Raw genomic sequence first — 16,043 nt, 5'->3', positions numbered from 1 at the left:
TTTGAATTATTTATCAAAATCTTCGCGAACGTTACAAGACTATTTTTAACACGCTTTAATGTTAGATATAATCTAGCTACAAACTATTTTCAAAATGAAATCTTAAACAGAATATAGGGAGGACTATTCTCATGCTTATATATTCCTACGTCGAAGTGACTCCCTTTTTCTCTAATTCAAAGACTTGTTCTCCCGAAAGTCCTAATAAACTTACAAGTATCTCTTTACTGTGCTCTCCAAGTAGAGGGGCCGCATTAACTATTTTTCCTGGAGTCTCCGAGAATTTCACTGGGAAGTTAGGCACTCTCACAGCTCCTGCCTTAGGATGTTTGACATCTACGAACATTTCACGGGCTTTCAAGTGGGGATCTATCACTACTTCATCGACATCATAAACCGGTGCTACAGGTACTCCAGCCTTCACGAAGAATTCCACTGCCTCCTCTCTATTTTTTTTCCCAATTTGTTCTGCAATCTTCTCTTCATCGATTTCATCAACACCAAGATGACTCTTCAGTCTTTCAATAATCCGTGGTGAGAAGCTCGCATAACGGATCCACCCATTGTCCACAGTCTTTATTAGACCCCCGAAACCCCGTCCCATTGGAAACTTATCCTTCAGCTCCCAGAGCTTGAGTCCGGAGAGGTTATACCCTGTTGTGGCCGTATTCAGAGCTACCATGCAGTCCAATTGTGCCACATCTATCATCTGTCCCTGTTGCGTTTTATCCCTGTACCGTATCGCGGAAACGATGCTCATCGCTGCGAAAATTGCAGGGGCGAGATCTCCATATGCTTGAGCCATCTCACGTGGTGGACCGTTTGGATCAACTAGGTCACCTGTTAGGCGACTGTGTCCACTCATAGCTTCGGCGATCATAGCGAAAGAGCCACGTTTGGCGTATGGGCCGTACTGGCCAAATCCAGATAGAGCGGCATAGATGATTTTTGGATTTAATCCCTTTAGCACCTCATAACCAAGTCCAAGTTTTTCCATGCTGCCCTGTCTAAAGTTCTGGACGACAACGTCTGATGCTTTCACAAGTGATTTGAAGAGTTTGATCCCTTCGAGTGACTTGAGGTTCAGTGTGAGCCCCTTCTTGTTCAGATTGTGATGGTGAAAAGTATAACTCGATCCGCCAAATAAGGCTCCATCGGCAATTCTATCGATGCCCCCCCAAGGTGGTTCAACACGAATAACTTCTGCTCCCATCTCCGCTAAGAGTAATGTACAGTAAGGGCCAAACCAGAACTGGGTGAGGTCTAGAACTCGGATGTCCTCCAATATATCCTTCATGATCAATCCGTGGGATCAATGAAGCCGACATCCAATTTTAATATCTTACGGGAATAGCTACCTATTCTACATCAGACTGGTGTCCCTTTCGACGTAATACCTTGGGATAAAACAAGACATGGTTTATATTTCGATATGTGAAACTTTCAACTGATTGAGATATGTCTGACACTCTAAAAGTTCAGAATCTTGAAGCGTCTAAGGGAACAAAAGTACAGGGCGATTTGTACATTCACGAACGGCCCGCGTATAAACATCAAGTTCCAATTACTCTAGTGAATGGGGCTGGGGACGGCCCCACTCTGTGTATAAACGGTGGTGAGCATGGATCAGAATACAATGGCCCTGCTGGGTGTCTCAAGCTGATTGAGGATATAAATCCTGACAACATTAATGGAAAAATAATCCTTGTACCCGTGGTGAACACGCTCGCATTCGAGTCACGGTGGATGCATGGGAACCCCATAGATTATCGGGATATAGGTGGGTGTTATGTTGACAAAATCCCAAGAGGAGGATCTGGAGTCCCTAAGCACAGCTACCAGCTAGCAATGACCTTCTATAAAGAGGTCTTGGCCCAGAGCCAGTTTAGACTAAACCTCCACGGAGGAGATCTCGAGGAAGACGTGCTGACCGGTGTCATGTACGGTAGATACGGAGACCAACAAAGAGATGACGAGAACCTGGCGATGGCCAGAAACTTCGGCTGGAAGTGGATCAGGGAAGGGATCAGGAAGCCTCGCCCAGGATCGCCTCCGAGAAAGAGGCGATATATGCCAATGACCGTGGGAACTGAAGCGGGAGGAATGGGTCGCTGCACATCAGATATAGTAGAGATGGTCGTCAAAGGCTGTCAAAATACTCTCAAACATCTAAACATGATGGATGGAAAGCCGGAAATTCCAAAAAAGGCTAATGTCTTTAATCCCTATCATATGTACGCAGAACATGGCGGATTCTTTATCTCAAACGTTAAGGGGGGTGACTTGGTTACAAAGGGGGACGTTCTAGGGGAGATTCGGAACCTGAATGGCAAGATCTTGGAAGAAATTGTGGTACCAACAGACGGTGTCATCCATATGATCACCTCACCTGCAGTTTGGGAAGGCGATGTGACCTACGAGATAGGTAAAGATATTCGAGAGATAGAGTGACCCCAAAATCTTCTTTCTTTTTTTAATTGTGTCTAACTATATTTGATCTAGACATAGTTATTTTTAAAAGCAATTATATTATTTAATTAACGATGAACTCCAAAAATTTAAAGCCCGGAAAATATTACGAGAAACATACTATCCCACCTGTTGGCACCCATAATACCGTACCTCCTTTTTCTACAAAGATGAAAAGTGGAGTAGAGGTGGATATTGATGTCATTCGGATCATAGGAAAACAAGCCGGCCCTAAGTTATATGTCGGCGGTGGAATTCATGGCGACGAGATTAATGGAGTCGAGGCTATCCTAAGGCTGCAAGACCAAATCGACTTTAATGATGTGAAAGGTGAACTAATCCTCGTACCTGTTCAGAATCCCGCAGGATACGTGTTCAGATCAAGGTCCAATCCCTACGACCCCATCGATCCCGATTGGGTCCACCCAGGATCACCCACAGGGTCCTATTCCAAGAGAATGAAGTATATCTTGAATACGCTGGCCTCAGAGGCTGACTGTGTAATCGATATGCATACTGCAGGCCGGGGCGGGTCTAATAACCCCATGGCCTATACCCCCCCTGAAATTGGGAACGGAGCAGGAAAACGATCACTTGAACTATCAATTGCCTTTGGGGGAGACCGCATCATCCAAGGAGATAATGAGGAGGACTATGGATGGCCTGTCCAATTGGCAATGCCTTTTGTCGCCGTGAGGGAGGGTAGAGCTGGAATCTATCCCGAAGCAGGACAAGGCGGCTCTGGCTTACCTGAAGACGAATACGTGGAATATTTCATTACCGGAGTCCTCAACGTGATGAAAGCCATGGAAATGTTGGACGGAGAGATCGTTGATCAAGGAGAGAGGATTGTAGTGGATCCTTTAGAGGATGGCACCAAAACGGTTAGAACGGTCAACGGCGGAATATTCAATCCTGTTGTAGATAACGGAGATTCTGTCAAAAAGGGACAGTTGCTCGCCGAGGTCCACTCTATACCAAAAGGGATTGAAGAGATCAAAGCACCAATAGATGGGCTAGTTATTTTCATCAGAACCTATGGTCCAATAGAGGAGGGGGGACGTCTGATCTCCATCTCCCCCCCATAAACATAAGCAAGCCCTAATGAAAAAAGGGGGGAGTTCCAGATGTATGATCTAGATCTACTCATTGAGAATGGGACTATTCTCACAATGAACCCCCGAAATGACATCATAACAAAGGGAGCCATTGCAGTCAAAAATGGGATAATCGTAGACATCGGAGCCCATGGAGAATTAGGGGCTAAATACAATCCAGACAGAGTAATTGACGCTTCAAACTCTGTCATTCTGCCCGGACTAATTGACACCTATGCCCATGCAGGCCACGCGATGATAAAAGGTATCTGGAACCCATTCAAAGGTTGGCCCTCTAGCGATCTTTACTTCAATGCATCCACAGAGGAGTTCTGGTATGCCGATGGTTTACTCGCGGCTGTAGACCGGTTAAAATCCGGAACAACAACTGGTGTCTCTATTATTGGCGCGACTCCAGCACGACTTGACTCTCCCGCTTGGGCTGACAATAATGCTAAAGCCGTAAAAGAGGTGGGAATTAGGGCCGTTATTGGTGTGGGTCCTCCCGATCCCTTCCTTCCAGGACAGAACCGTCTAGAGTCAACGATATGGGCGGATGGAAAGCCTTCAAAACATATCTACACCTATGACGAGACAATTGAAAATACTAAAAAAGTTATAGAAAAATGGCACATGGAAGCGGATGGCAGGATATATGTTTGCCTTTCTTTCCCGTATCTTTGCGGGAGACTGCCGTCTCACTCCAAACACGATGCTACCTATAACTATAGAGACGAAGACATCCCTGTCCTCCTGGAAAAAGCCATGGAGATGAGGCGGCTCGCGGACAAATATGGGGTTCAAATTCACACTCACCTCTATGGTGATGCACTTGAGTTCGGCCTTGAAAAGTTCGGGAAAGAAAATATCTTCAAACTGTTCGGTCCCGACGTTGTTCTTGCTCATTGCAACGGGCTTACTGCGAAAGAGATTGAGATCATTTCCCAGACTGATACAAAGATCGCCACGGCTCCTTCCGCAACGGAACCCACCAGGCACGGACGGTGTCCCGTTCCTGATCTTATTAAAAGTGGTGTTTGTGTCGCAACCTCAACTGACGGAGCAGCGCCACACATGTCCTATGACCTTTTCCTTAGTATGAGGAACGAGATCCTGATCCAGAGATATCACGAACAAAACCCGAGTTATTTACCCGCTGGGAAAGCTCTTAGAATGGTAACTATAGATGCAGCCCGTGTTCTTGGACTCGAAAAAGAGATAGGTTCCATTGAGGTGGGGAAACAGGCTGATATCATACTGATAAATTCAAATCGTCCGCACTATACGCCGCTGAGGGATATTCCTCAACTTTTGGTATATTTCGGTTCGGGTCACGATGTCACAACTGCGATGGTACGCGGGAAGATTCTGATGGAGAACAGAATAGTGAAAACCGTTGATGAATCAGAAGTTGTGAGGTTTGCCCGTGCTGAGATAGAGCTTGCTTTCCAACGTTTCGAGAGTCTAGGATACTCACTTGACAAATACCTGAATAGTGGAGACAATTTTTGGACAGGATACAAACTAATAGATGATGGCTCTCCTTGATTTTTTTCAGCAGCTTCATTTGATACAATGTACCCCCCGATTGAGGGTATCTTATTTTTCTATTTAGTGCGTTGAATCTCTTTGATTTAAGTGATTATTAAACAAACAAATGCATTGAAGATATGTGCAATGTTGAACACACGGGAGACGAATATCTCAGATATCCAATCCGTTGATGTATGAGTCCATTCTATCCAAAGCTTCAGTTAAAACATCCATGGGTTTGACCAGAGCTAATCTGACGAAACCCTCGCCTTGTTGACCGAAATACTTTCCAGCCATTGTTATGAGTGCTTTCTTTTCGAGGAGGTCGTTGCAAAAGTCAATGCTGGAGGGGCAAAGCGCCGAGACATCAACCCAGACGTAGAAGGCGCCTTCAGGTTTGCGGCAGGATATACCCTTTAATGCGTTAAGGCGCTGGACTACATAATCTACCCTTTTCTCGTACTCTTGAGCCATTAAAGTCACTGGCTCCCATGACCCCTGAAGGGCGGCCAGCCCCGCTCTCTGAACGAATCCAGCAGGGCAAATGACCATATTAGCCTGAAGGCCCCCCATCATCTGTGTAAGCTCTTGGTTTGCAATTAAGTAACCCAATCTCCAGCCGGTCATGGAAAAGGTCTTGGAAAAGCTTACGATAACCACTGTTCTATTTTTCATTCCTGGATAGGTTGCGATCGATTTGTGTTTCCCTTTCCAGACAAACTCGCTGTAAATCTCGTCTGATATCACAAGGAGCTCATTCTCTATGGCAATAGCTGCAACTGTCTCTAAGTCAGCATCTGAGAAGACAGTTCCTGTGGGATTATTTGGAGAACAAATTATTAGCGCCTTGGTTTTGGGAGAAATTTTCTTTTCCAAGGTTGGTAGATCGATATGGAAGTTATTTTCCCTGTTCAAGGGAAAGATGATCGGCTTTGCTCCGAGATATTTAATGATTGGAGAATAAACCGTGTAGCTCGGGTCGGGTATTAAAACTTCATCTGCATTATTTAGTATGCTGGTGAGTGTCAGGAACAAGGCTTGTTGACTTCCCGGTGTAACCAATATTTCTCCTTCTGGATCCAGATTCATATGGAATTTCCTTTGGTATTGAGCGATCTCCTCTTTGAGCTCGGGAAGACCACTGGTGAGCGTGTAGTGTGTATATCCATCTTGGAGAGCCCTATACGCCGCTTCAACGATATGGGACGGGGTCGGGAAGTCTGGATCTCCGCTACTAAGATTGATTACGTTAGACATGTGGCGGATCTTTTCTCTTAATTCACCAAACGGGTCGGGCTCCATTTTTTTCAGGTTTTTTGATATCCATCTTTTTCCCATAGTAATCTTCAGAGTATTGTTGATTAGTATTAAGCGTTTTCAGAAAGTGAAAATATGATATCTACCTCAACATATAGATACAAATAATGGAGTTCAAAGAAAAAATGGTAAAAAGAAAAAAAAGGGTTACTGGTATTTGTTTTTTATAGGTATTTTTCCGGGATCTCGAGGGTTTCAAAGTCTGCTAAGAACTCAACAAGCCAGTCTCTGCAAGTGTTCAGTATGTAATCGCCTTGTTCTGCACTAACTTTGTCGGAGATGCTCACCCATTCGCCTGGCTCAGGATCATCTATATCCACCTTTGCTCTAGGGAGCGGCATCTGAATTGTCCCCTTATTGTATACCACTCCATGAGGGACACTCGTGAGTTTGGGATCAGAGCCCGCACAAATAAGGGTCCCATCAATTTTCACGGGTGAACTGAACTTATCGTTAAGCACGTCTTTTCGGAGACGTTGCTGGAAAGCCCCTGTTCTGCCTTCGCCGTCTCTCAAGACCGAGGGGTCATTTTTACCGCATGCAGCGTCAACGCTTTGTTCCAAGAGGTTGACGTTTCTAAAGTTTGGATTCTTGTCCCCCTCCAGCTGGATCATAAGATCCCACCACCTGACGTAGGCACATAACACTCCCAATTTATTGAGCTCTCTTGCTACGCTCAGGTATGCACCGTCATTCCCACCGTGGCCGGTGAGAAATAAGAAGTGTTTGATACCGAATTTGACGAATGACATCGAGATCTCCTTGATTATTTGCCTTACAGGTTCTTGTGAAGTTTTTATAGTCCCAGGTAGAGTAGCGCTGCCTGATACTCCGTAGGGGAGTGTCGGGACAACTATCACTTTATCTGGAATTGCCTCGCCAAGCCTTCTAGCGAGCTCTGTACAGGAGAACATATCTGTTCCAAGTGGACCATCGCCATGCTTATGTATCGCCCCCACCGGCACAACAACGATCTTCCTTTCTTTCACTATCTTCGCAGCTTCGGCAGAAGTCATATCTGCTAAAAGATACTTTGTCATATTCCAAAAAGATTAGATTTGTCCTATATAACTATTTTTTCATTTAAAAAATGGAATTCAAATTTACTTTTGGATAGATCATTATAAACAAAATTGCTTTGGTACAAAAAATAAATGGAACCAAAATAAGTAGAAAAAGTGAGGGAATGAATGTCCCTCGGAAAATCTCTCTTGCTAGTACCCTGTTTTGCCCTCGATCTCAAGGAGCAGGAACAGCGGGTCGTTCTTGTGGACTACCCGCTTCGGGAACATGGTGTGAACGATACCGCTGATCGGAGCGTTCACTTCTGCCAGCGTGGAGCCGTCGAGGTCGGTGATCCTGCCGAGAACGTCCCCTTTCTCGAAGATGTCTCCATAGTCGGCGGTGGCGGTCCAGATGCCTGAAACCGGGGCAGGCGCCCTATTCCATTTGCTGTTCAGGTATCTCTGATTCTTGGGCTTCGTCGGTTCACCCTCGCTCATGCCGAAGTGCTTCAAGAGGTTCAATGTGCCACTGATGTGCAACTCGACAAACTCCTCGAGAGGTTGCTCTCTGTATCCAAGGCCGCTCTCGGTGATGATGGAGGCAACACCGGCGTTGTTCAGTTCGTAGACCATCGTGCCGGGTCTCGTGTGTCCTATCTCCGGGGTGCTGGGTAGCACATACTCGTATCCGACGACTTTCGCCATGGTTTCACCTGTCTCATCGGTGTCTTTTCCGGCCCTCAGCACGATAGTGTGAACGAGATGGGACTCGTTCAGGTCTCCTCCCCTGAAGTCGACGTGGTAATTCGCTTTAGAGAGGATATTGAACGTCTTGTGGGCGAGAATCTGGGTGGGTCTCCCCTCGGGGTCCCCTGGGAATGAGCTGTTTATTCTCCCCCTGTCGACGGGGGTCGTGGAGGAGGATGTTAGGTTTAGTCCGGGTACTCGGAACTGGAGCGCGTTCATGTTCATCACGGGGATGGTGATAAACCGCCCCGATAGTTTCTCGGGGTCCAAGAGCTGGTATAATCTGGAGGCTGCCTCGACGCCACAGTACTCAGTGGGATACAGTCCTCCGGTCACTGCGAGGGTGGGACCATCATTAACACCATTAACGACGCCCACGGGCATATCAAACTTCGCTGCTACCGTATCTACAATAGGCACGTATCCGAATTTTTTTTCTCCCTTTTTGACTTCTAAAGGGTTAAAACTGTCTCCTGACATAATAAGGAAAGCGATATCCAAGTTTATTTAAGAACACCGGTTCACTCTCGAAAACGTTTAATTCCGCATATCGTATTTGGAATGGTAATCTCCGTAAAACAGGAAGGAAGAATGAATAAATGATTGAGATCGATAAGAAAATTAATACTGCCATAGCAACCGAGGATCTGGATGCATTATTGGTAATAGGTGTGGATAACTTCACCTATGTGAGTCATCTAATCCTCCCCTTTGCTTCCAATTACCCGGACAGGCAGGCTGTAGTGCTTCATACCAAGGAGGGACTAGGTGGTATTGCATGTCCCATTGACTGGGAGGAAGCAGTAAGAGACCAAGGCTGGAATGGGGAGCTGGTAGCTTATGACGAAAACAAAGACCTACCCCCAAAGGCACTCATCGGGACAATCAAGGTCCTAATGGCGCGACTCGGTCTTGAAAAAGCTAAAATCGGGATTGACGAAACCCGAGCATCAAAACAATTTATAGATAATTTAAAACAGATTATCTCTGATGTTGAATGGATACCTTTTGATAGTGTGCTCAGAGATCTTCGCTTATTAAAAACTCCCCAGGAGGTGAAATTAATCGAGTCTGCAGCATATCAATCTGAGCTGGGAATCATCACTGCTTTAATGCATTTAGAGGGGACCGTCGCTGTCCCTGGATATACTATCAATGAGTTTACGGAGAGAGTGAGAGTTCATGTCTTTGAATTCGGAGGCACTGGCGTAGAGCACATGGCAACTCAGGTGGGAGCTGCTGCCCAGATGTTTTACACTGCTCAGAGAGGATGGATTAAGGAGGGGGACCTTGCCCGGATAGATATAACAAATCACCTCAAAGGATACTGGTCAAATGCAGGTCGTATGGCTGTGATCGGAAATCCGACTCATGAGCAGTCAGCTGCTTTTGAGAACAACCTCAGGATAAAATCTGTGGCCCTCGCGACTCTCAAGTCTGGCACCAAATGCAACGAAGCTTTCGCCGAGGTGAAAAAGAAAGCCTATGAGCTTGGGATACCGTTCTTTGAGGAGGCTGGGATTGGTCATGGCGTTGGTGTCAGCCACAGAGAAGCCCCCTTCTTGAACTCCTTGGATGAAACCGTCCTTAGACCTGGTATGGTCATAGCACTTGATGTTTATACTTATGGTCCAGAAAAAGAGCTAATCCACTCTAAAGATATCTACAAAATCACGGAGAGTTCTCCAACTCTTCTTAGCTGGTATAAGACATGGGACAAGCTATATTCTGTGATAGGATTCAGGTCGACACATTAGGAGATGAAAAAAATGAAGAAACTCGGTATAAAAGAAAAGGTTTGTAATGCAATAGAAAATTCTGAATATGACGCAATAGTAGCTGTAGGTTCGGATAACGTTCTATATCTTAGTGGCGCCTCAATGCCTTTCCTCTATAGCTACCCTGACCGACCCGTGATAGTAATATGGCCAAAAAATGGGATTAGAATCTGTATATGCCCCGTTGAGTGGGAATCGACACTTCGCAACATGAGTTGGCTTGAGAAAGTCTCACCCTACACGGAGGGAGAGGATAGCATTAAACCCGCTAGTAAAACCCTAGCCGAGGAGCTCAAAGGGTTAGTTGATAACGGGGGAAAGATCGGACTTGACCTGAATCGGGTGTCCAACGCTCTATTCAATAATATTGAGAATGCTCTCTCTGGACTAGAGATTGTGGATTGCAGTGATTGGATAAAAACACTCAGGATGACCAAGACATCCGAAGAAGCGGAGCTCCTTGAGGATGTAGCTTATCGGACTGACCACGGAATCGTCGGTTCCGCTCATCACATCATTGTTACACATCCCAAGACCGAGATGGCATTGGCAGAGGACACCAGGGTTCACTGCATGGAGCGAGGCCTCGATACTGTTGGACATCACTCTATGGCCCAAGCTGCATCTGGCATAAGCGCGAAAAAAATGTGGCCCTTAGTTGATCGATATGCGATTGGCTGGGAGAAGGTGTTACAGAATGGGGAGCTTGTGCGTTTGGGTATGGTTAGCTCTTATGATGGTTATTGGTCTGATGCGACTAGAACGGTGATCAATGGTGAACCAACCGCAGAGCAGAGCAAAACTTTCAATGATCTAATATCGCTAAGGAAAAAGGCGATGGATACTATCAAACCTGGGGTGAAATGCAGTAAGGTCTATAACTCTGTATTAGAGAAGGCGGGAAACGATGGTATCAAGCTACTAAACGGTCTTGGAGTTGGCCACGGAATAGGAGTAACATCCCACGAGCCACCCTATCTTACCGCTACCGATGACACAGAGTTGAAGCCAGGAATGATTTTGGTCCTAGACCCAGTTATATCCGGCCCAGATGGAGAGATCTGGCGTTCTAAGGATACCGTCATAGTAACTGACACCGGATGCAAGACCCTTGGTTGGTACATAAACTGGCGGGCTCCCTATATAGCGGCCTACAACCTCTAATGATATTTGAAACTTAAAGAGGACCTTCTTGCAGGGTTCTCTTCCTTTTTATTTCTTTTGTTTCAATCAATGACTCGCATTTATTTCAAATAAGAGGCTGTCGGAAAATTTTAAAATAGCTCCCTGTGAGGTATTGAAAGCATGACCGCTCTTACTCGACTATTTGAACCAATTCGAATAGGGACTATGGAGGTAAAAAACAGGATAGTGATGCCTCCTATGGGAACCCGCTTCGCTAGTGTCTCAGGCGAAGCGACCAGCTATCACATTAATCATTATTTCACCAGGGCACAGGGTGGAACTGGCCTGCTTATAGTCCCTTGGGTCCTTGTGGATACTACGTTTGAAAAAAAGACGGGTCGTCTGAGGATAGATACTGACGAGCATATACGTGGCCTTAACGACATCGTTGAAGCGGTCCATATCCATAAGGCTAAGATAGCGATTCAGCTAAGCCTTGGAGGAAGAGCAATCTCTTCATCGGAAGCTGTAGGCGAAGTACCAATAGCGCCTTCAAAGGCATTCTGCGCGCCATACGGGACAACCGCAAGAGCTCTAACTTTGGACGAAATAGACTATTTGGTTGAAGCCTTCGCCAAAGCATCGTTCAGAGCTAAAGAGGCCGGCTTCGACGCAATAGAATACCATGGTGCTAGTGGGTATCTGATCTCCCAATTTCTCTCTCCTTTCGTCAACAAGCGGACCGATGCATATGGGGGGACCCCTCAGAAGAGATTGACCTTTCTCTTAGAAATCATCGAGAGGACTAGGGAAAAAGTAGGTAAAGATTTCCCTCAAATGGTGCGGATAAGCGGGGATGAATTCATAGAGGGGGGGCTCACCCTTGAGGACAACAAGTTCATCGCAAAAAACCTAGCAGACGCAGGCGTATCTTGCATAGATGTCACCATGGGCATCGTAGAGTCCTATCATAAGGCAATGCCCCCTATGTGCATCCCTAGGGCGGCTTATGTCCATCTTGCTCAGGGTATTAAGGAGACTGTCGATATTCCCGTTATCGCTGTCGGTAGGATAAACGATCCCAGATTGGCTGAGCAAATATTAGTGGAGGGAAAGGCAGACCTAGTCGCCATGGGGAGAGCGCTTTTTGCTGACCCGGAGCTCCCGATTAAGGCGAGAAGGGGGAAATTTGACGATATTACGCCTTGTTTCGCATGCCTCCGTTGCGAGATGGCTACTTCTAGAAACATACGGGTACATTGCACAGTTAACCCGAATTTGGGTCGAATTCAAAATTATCCTTTATCCCTGGCTAAACAACAGAAACGAGTACTTGTAATAGGAGGCGGTCCTGCTGGTATGACTGCTGCGACTGTTGCAGCGCAAAGAGGTCACGATGTAACTCTTTACGAAAAGCAGGGAATGCTAGGTGGACAGCTTATACTGGCAGGCACACCACCCCTAAAAGAAGAAATCAATTATTATACTGATTATCTAGTGAATCAAGCTGCCAAATCAGGTGTAAATATTGTCCTCAGGAAAGAGGTTACAAGGGAACTAGTTCAAAATGAAACACCAGATGCAGTTGTAGTTGCAACTGGGTCCGTACAGATTATCCCCAGAATTCCTGGAGTAGATGGTCCTAACGTGGTCAGTGCTTGGGAGGTCTTGGCCGGTGAATTCAAAGCAAAAGATAATGTGTTCGTCGTGGGCGGAGGAATGGTAGGACTAGAGACTGCTGAATACCTTGCAGAGAAGGGTAAGACCGTAGCTGTAATAGAGATGCTCTCTGATGTCGGGATAGACATGGAGCCTTTCAGCAAAGTTTTCCTGCTTGAAAGGTTTCAAGAGATGGGGGTTAGGGTTTTCACCTCAATGAAGGTCAACAAGATATCATCTGACAGCTTGGAAGCGACTGGGGCAAACTCGAAAAAGCATGTTTTCAAAGCGGGCACTGTTGTGATAGCCGTAGGCTCTCGTTCTTGTGATGAGTTATACGATAGCTTGGAGGGTCAGGTTAACGAACTGTATAAAATAGGTGACTGTGTCAGACCTAGTCGAATTCTTGAGGCTATCCACGAGGCCACATTTGTGGCCTATCAGATTTAACTCGCTTAAGGCTTGTAATATTTTCAGGAATAATTATGCTCCTTATATAATTTGTTGATTTTATTCGGAGGAAAGTAAAACATGCGTAATTTATCTGACTCCAGATATGTTTTTGTTAGAATTGATCCCTCGTAAAAAAATAAGAAAAAAAATAGAGATTGTGTTTTTTTACTTCCAATCTGCGGGGCTTACTTCGCCTTGATAGCCTCTTTCTGTCCAGCTCTTGTCGTGTTCTATAAACTCCATGCATACATATTGGAGAACATCGCTAGTTGAGTGCCATATTCCATGGAGGGCTCCCTCTGTGACATAACCAAACGATCCCGGCTTTGCAGTGCTTACCTCACCGCCTTCTAAGCCTCCCATGAACTCTCCGAGACCTCTAAGACAGTACAGTATCTCCTCGGGATTCCTGCCTCCGATCTTTTTCCCTGTTTTTGGATCTATTTTTCCTCTGCCATATCCTCCCGGATGTGTCTGTATGTCAATTGCATGCATCTTCAGAGCTCCCATAATGGCGTGTTCTTCCTCTGTTATTATCTGTGTATATCCGTACCTTGTTTGGTGAGGAGTAGGTACTTGATGTAGATTTCTTACTCGGGACTTGGCCCATCTGAAAGCGGGTCTTGGAACTTTGTAGGCTATTGTGAACATCCGTAGTTCCCCTTCACCTACATTGGCGATGCTGTGCCTCCTCAAGCCTTTCCGCTGGCTTGTGGGGCCATGTGTTCCTGCTGGCGCGAAAATGGTCGTATCCCCGTGAACGAGGTTGGCCCCATAGAAACCGACGCCTGAAATAATGTAGTGCTGAAACTCTGTTAAGGGTTCCTCGAAGGTGACTGTAGAATCCTCTTTTACAACATAGTGTCTGGCGCCAAGGCCCCCTGGCCGGCTGTCCTCAGGCTTCATTAGCACCCGTTCAAAGACTCCATCACTTATCTCAACTGGTTCAACATCTTCGATATTTATATGCATATTACTCACCCCTCCGGACTTGTTCGTGATCAACAAACTCTACCAGTACGTATTGCATAGGGAATTTTTCATGTGTGTTATTAACGCTGTGCATCTCTCCCTCAGGTGTATAAATAAAGGACCCAGGACGAGTCCTCACTTTATCCCCATCGGAGTCCAGCTCCCCTGTGCTACTAAGTTGATACATTATCCGCTCTGGACCACAGTAAGGTGGAATTTCGGTTCCGGTTGCTTGAGATTGGACTTTTACACAATGAATCCTTGAGGCGCCTAGACCTATGAGTTCTTGCTCGTTCAACACTTTTGTCTGACCTGTGATCTGTTTTCCGGAATGGTATTGGGGTATATGGTATAGGTTCCGATCGAGCCTTCGGGACCAGCTGAATGCTGGCTTGGAAACCTTGCAGGCAACGGTCAATAACCTAGTTTCAGCCTCACCCGTCTGGGCGATTGTGTGCTTTGCTATATATGGTTCAGTGCCAGTTTTGGTGCATGGTATAAAGATGGCTGTGTTACTAGGTAGCAGATCTCCACTAAGCCCTCCAAAGCCTATGCACCCCTGTATAACGTAGTGCATATACTCTGTCATGGGATCATTGAATACTATTTCACTGCCTGGCTGAAGAGTTATGTGGGATACACTCAAGACTCCTGACTGACTATTTTCGTGTTTAAGTAGTGTCCTGATTTCAACTCCTTGCTTAGTATTAATCGGATTAACTTCTGTCGCTATAACGTGCATTTTGATCAAATGAAATTGCTTTCCTGAAGTATATAATATCTTTCAGTAAAAAACGAGATCGTAAAAAACCAATTCTCTTTTATGTTCGTCTCTCTTCCAATGCAGCGACCTATAATAAAAATGTTATATTCAGATTTATTTAAGAGTAGTAATTGTGTACCGACATCCTAGTGGCGCTAGGGCATTATCAATTTTTTCAATCAACATCGTTAAATTTTCGAAGGTTGGACCCTCCAGCCACTCAAAGAAAAAATCATAATTTCCAATTGAAGAACCTGAGGAGCTAACAATGTTTTTAATTCGTTCCCTTGAAATTGATACTCCCTGTTTCTCAAAATATGAACCGATCCAATCCAACCTATTATTTTGAAAATGTTGCCCCCCTACATCTCTTGACAGGTTTTTTGGTATACCTCTTGCAAACACTGTATCCCATATGCGGACCTGGGGTAGCCCTACAGCTATTTTTTCAAGTTCTCTTATCGCTTCTAAAACAGGTGGGCCAAAGATCTTGATGTAGCTTTTCATATCTAAGTATTAATTTAGGATAATAAAAAGTCGCACACATGTAGTTGTGATAAATCATACCTCTAATTTCCGACAATCCATCAAATTAAAATTCCATAAAAATACCAGAATTCTCCAAGCCTAATCAGTTGTTATAACCTGTTCAGATTTACAAAATGAGTAAATACTTCGAGGTCGTTTGATTCTCGGATGTTGAGAAAGAAACTTCTCCTTGAGAATAGAACAAAAGAACATTTATTCCAAAAGATCCGCGAATTTAGTGAAAAAAGGGATTATTTAATATACGAACGCGATGAGGGGGCTGTTCATGTGTTTGAGATATTCGATCAGACCCTAAAGTCAGGTATGATGGAAGACGTGATGGGTTTTTTTGTTGGAAACTCTTTCCTTCCCTCACGGATACGAATTGAGGTTAGAGCAATCAAAATCGGGGAAAAGCTAGCTGTTACAGTTAAAGGTGATGTGATGATGAATGTGCATAATTATATAAAGAACAGGCCAAACAGGAAAGACACCGTGAAATGTAGAGCGGTGTTCAACTCTTTCATTGATTCTATGTCCATAAATAATAGCGCGGGATAGTCCTGATTAATGACTTAGGAAAGCATTTGATGTAATG

General features: G+C 45.2%; 14 protein-coding genes. 7 read left to right on the top strand and 7 right to left on the bottom strand.

Going from position 1 to position 16,043, the window contains the following annotated elements; all coding sequences use genetic code 11:
* Positions 1 to 145: 145 nt before the first annotated feature.
* Entirely contained in the window at positions 146 to 1,297 is a 1,152-nt protein-coding gene (locus QGG23_04415; protein MDP6048670.1) for a CaiB/BaiF CoA-transferase family protein, read from the bottom strand.
* 161 nt (positions 1,298 to 1,458) lie between these two features.
* Here QGG23_04415 and QGG23_04410 point away from each other — a divergent pair, with 161 nt between their 5' ends.
* From QGG23_04410 to QGG23_04400, 3 genes are all read left to right on the top strand, one after another.
* On the top strand, positions 1,459 to 2,451 hold the full coding sequence (locus tag QGG23_04410) for a succinylglutamate desuccinylase/aspartoacylase family protein (GenBank protein ID MDP6048669.1): 993 nt from the start codon (positions 1,459 to 1,461) through the stop codon (positions 2,449 to 2,451).
* A 92-nt stretch (positions 2,452 to 2,543) separates the two neighbouring features.
* Entirely contained in the window at positions 2,544 to 3,557 is a 1,014-nt protein-coding gene (locus QGG23_04405) for a succinylglutamate desuccinylase/aspartoacylase family protein (GenBank protein MDP6048668.1), read from the top strand.
* A 39-nt stretch (positions 3,558 to 3,596) separates the two neighbouring features.
* Positions 3,597 to 5,114, top strand: coding sequence for an amidohydrolase family protein (locus QGG23_04400; GenBank protein MDP6048667.1), 1,518 nt, complete (start codon positions 3,597 to 3,599; stop codon positions 5,112 to 5,114).
* 156 nt (positions 5,115 to 5,270) lie between these two features.
* On the opposite strand, the gene QGG23_04395 is transcribed toward QGG23_04400, so the two are convergent.
* From QGG23_04395 to QGG23_04385, 3 genes are all read right to left on the bottom strand, one after another.
* Positions 5,271 to 6,437, bottom strand: a complete 1,167-nt coding sequence (locus QGG23_04395) for a pyridoxal phosphate-dependent aminotransferase (GenBank protein ID MDP6048666.1) — start codon at positions 6,435 to 6,437, stop codon at positions 5,271 to 5,273.
* A 143-nt stretch (positions 6,438 to 6,580) separates the two neighbouring features.
* Complete coding sequence (locus QGG23_04390) at positions 6,581 to 7,432, bottom strand: creatininase family protein (protein MDP6048665.1); 852 nt, start codon at positions 7,430 to 7,432, stop codon at positions 6,581 to 6,583.
* Between the two features lie 198 nt (positions 7,433 to 7,630).
* Complete coding sequence (locus QGG23_04385) at positions 7,631 to 8,647, bottom strand: succinylglutamate desuccinylase/aspartoacylase family protein (GenBank protein MDP6048664.1); 1,017 nt, start codon at positions 8,645 to 8,647, stop codon at positions 7,631 to 7,633.
* 119 nt (positions 8,648 to 8,766) lie between these two features.
* Between QGG23_04385 and QGG23_04380 the strand changes: the two genes are divergently transcribed.
* The 3 genes from QGG23_04380 to QGG23_04370 all read left to right on the top strand — a co-directional run bounded on the left by QGG23_04380 (position 8,767) and on the right by QGG23_04370 (position 13,179).
* Positions 8,767 to 9,924 carry a M24 family metallopeptidase gene (locus QGG23_04380; protein ID MDP6048663.1) on the top strand — a complete coding sequence of 386 codons (1,158 nt, stop codon included), beginning with the start codon at positions 8,767 to 8,769 and terminating at the stop codon, positions 9,922 to 9,924.
* Positions 9,925 to 9,936: 12 nt separating this feature from the next.
* Positions 9,937 to 11,109, top strand: a complete 1,173-nt coding sequence (locus QGG23_04375) for a M24 family metallopeptidase (GenBank protein ID MDP6048662.1) — start codon at positions 9,937 to 9,939, stop codon at positions 11,107 to 11,109.
* 141 nt (positions 11,110 to 11,250) lie between these two features.
* Positions 11,251 to 13,179: an FAD-dependent oxidoreductase gene (locus QGG23_04370; protein MDP6048661.1), complete on the top strand. Its 1,929-nt coding sequence runs from the start codon at positions 11,251 to 11,253 to the stop codon at positions 13,177 to 13,179.
* Between the two features lie 168 nt (positions 13,180 to 13,347).
* Here the strand turns inward: QGG23_04370 and QGG23_04365 are convergent, their stop codons facing one another.
* The 3 genes from QGG23_04365 to QGG23_04355 form a co-directional block, all read right to left on the bottom strand.
* Positions 13,348 to 14,154: a hypothetical protein gene (locus QGG23_04365; GenBank protein ID MDP6048660.1), complete on the bottom strand. Its 807-nt coding sequence runs from the start codon at positions 14,152 to 14,154 to the stop codon at positions 13,348 to 13,350.
* A gap of 1 nt (position 14,155) precedes the next feature.
* Positions 14,156 to 14,896, bottom strand: a complete 741-nt coding sequence (locus tag QGG23_04360; protein MDP6048659.1) for a hypothetical protein — start codon at positions 14,894 to 14,896, stop codon at positions 14,156 to 14,158.
* Positions 14,897 to 15,031: 135 nt separating this feature from the next.
* A complete protein-coding gene (locus QGG23_04355) occupies positions 15,032 to 15,424 on the bottom strand; it encodes a hypothetical protein (protein MDP6048658.1) in 393 nt (130 codons plus the stop codon).
* A gap of 189 nt (positions 15,425 to 15,613) precedes the next feature.
* On the opposite strand from QGG23_04355, the gene QGG23_04350 reads away from it, so the two are divergent.
* Positions 15,614 to 16,006, top strand: a complete 393-nt coding sequence (locus tag QGG23_04350; protein ID MDP6048657.1) for a hypothetical protein — start codon at positions 15,614 to 15,616, stop codon at positions 16,004 to 16,006.
* Positions 16,007 to 16,043 lie beyond the last annotated feature (37 nt).

This window comes from Candidatus Bathyarchaeota archaeon (genome assembly GCA_030739585.1).
GTDB lineage: Archaea > Thermoproteota > Bathyarchaeia > TCS64 > TCS64.
The sequence above is the reverse complement of the archived record's forward strand: the minus strand, read 5'-3'. Positions and strand labels throughout refer to the sequence as shown.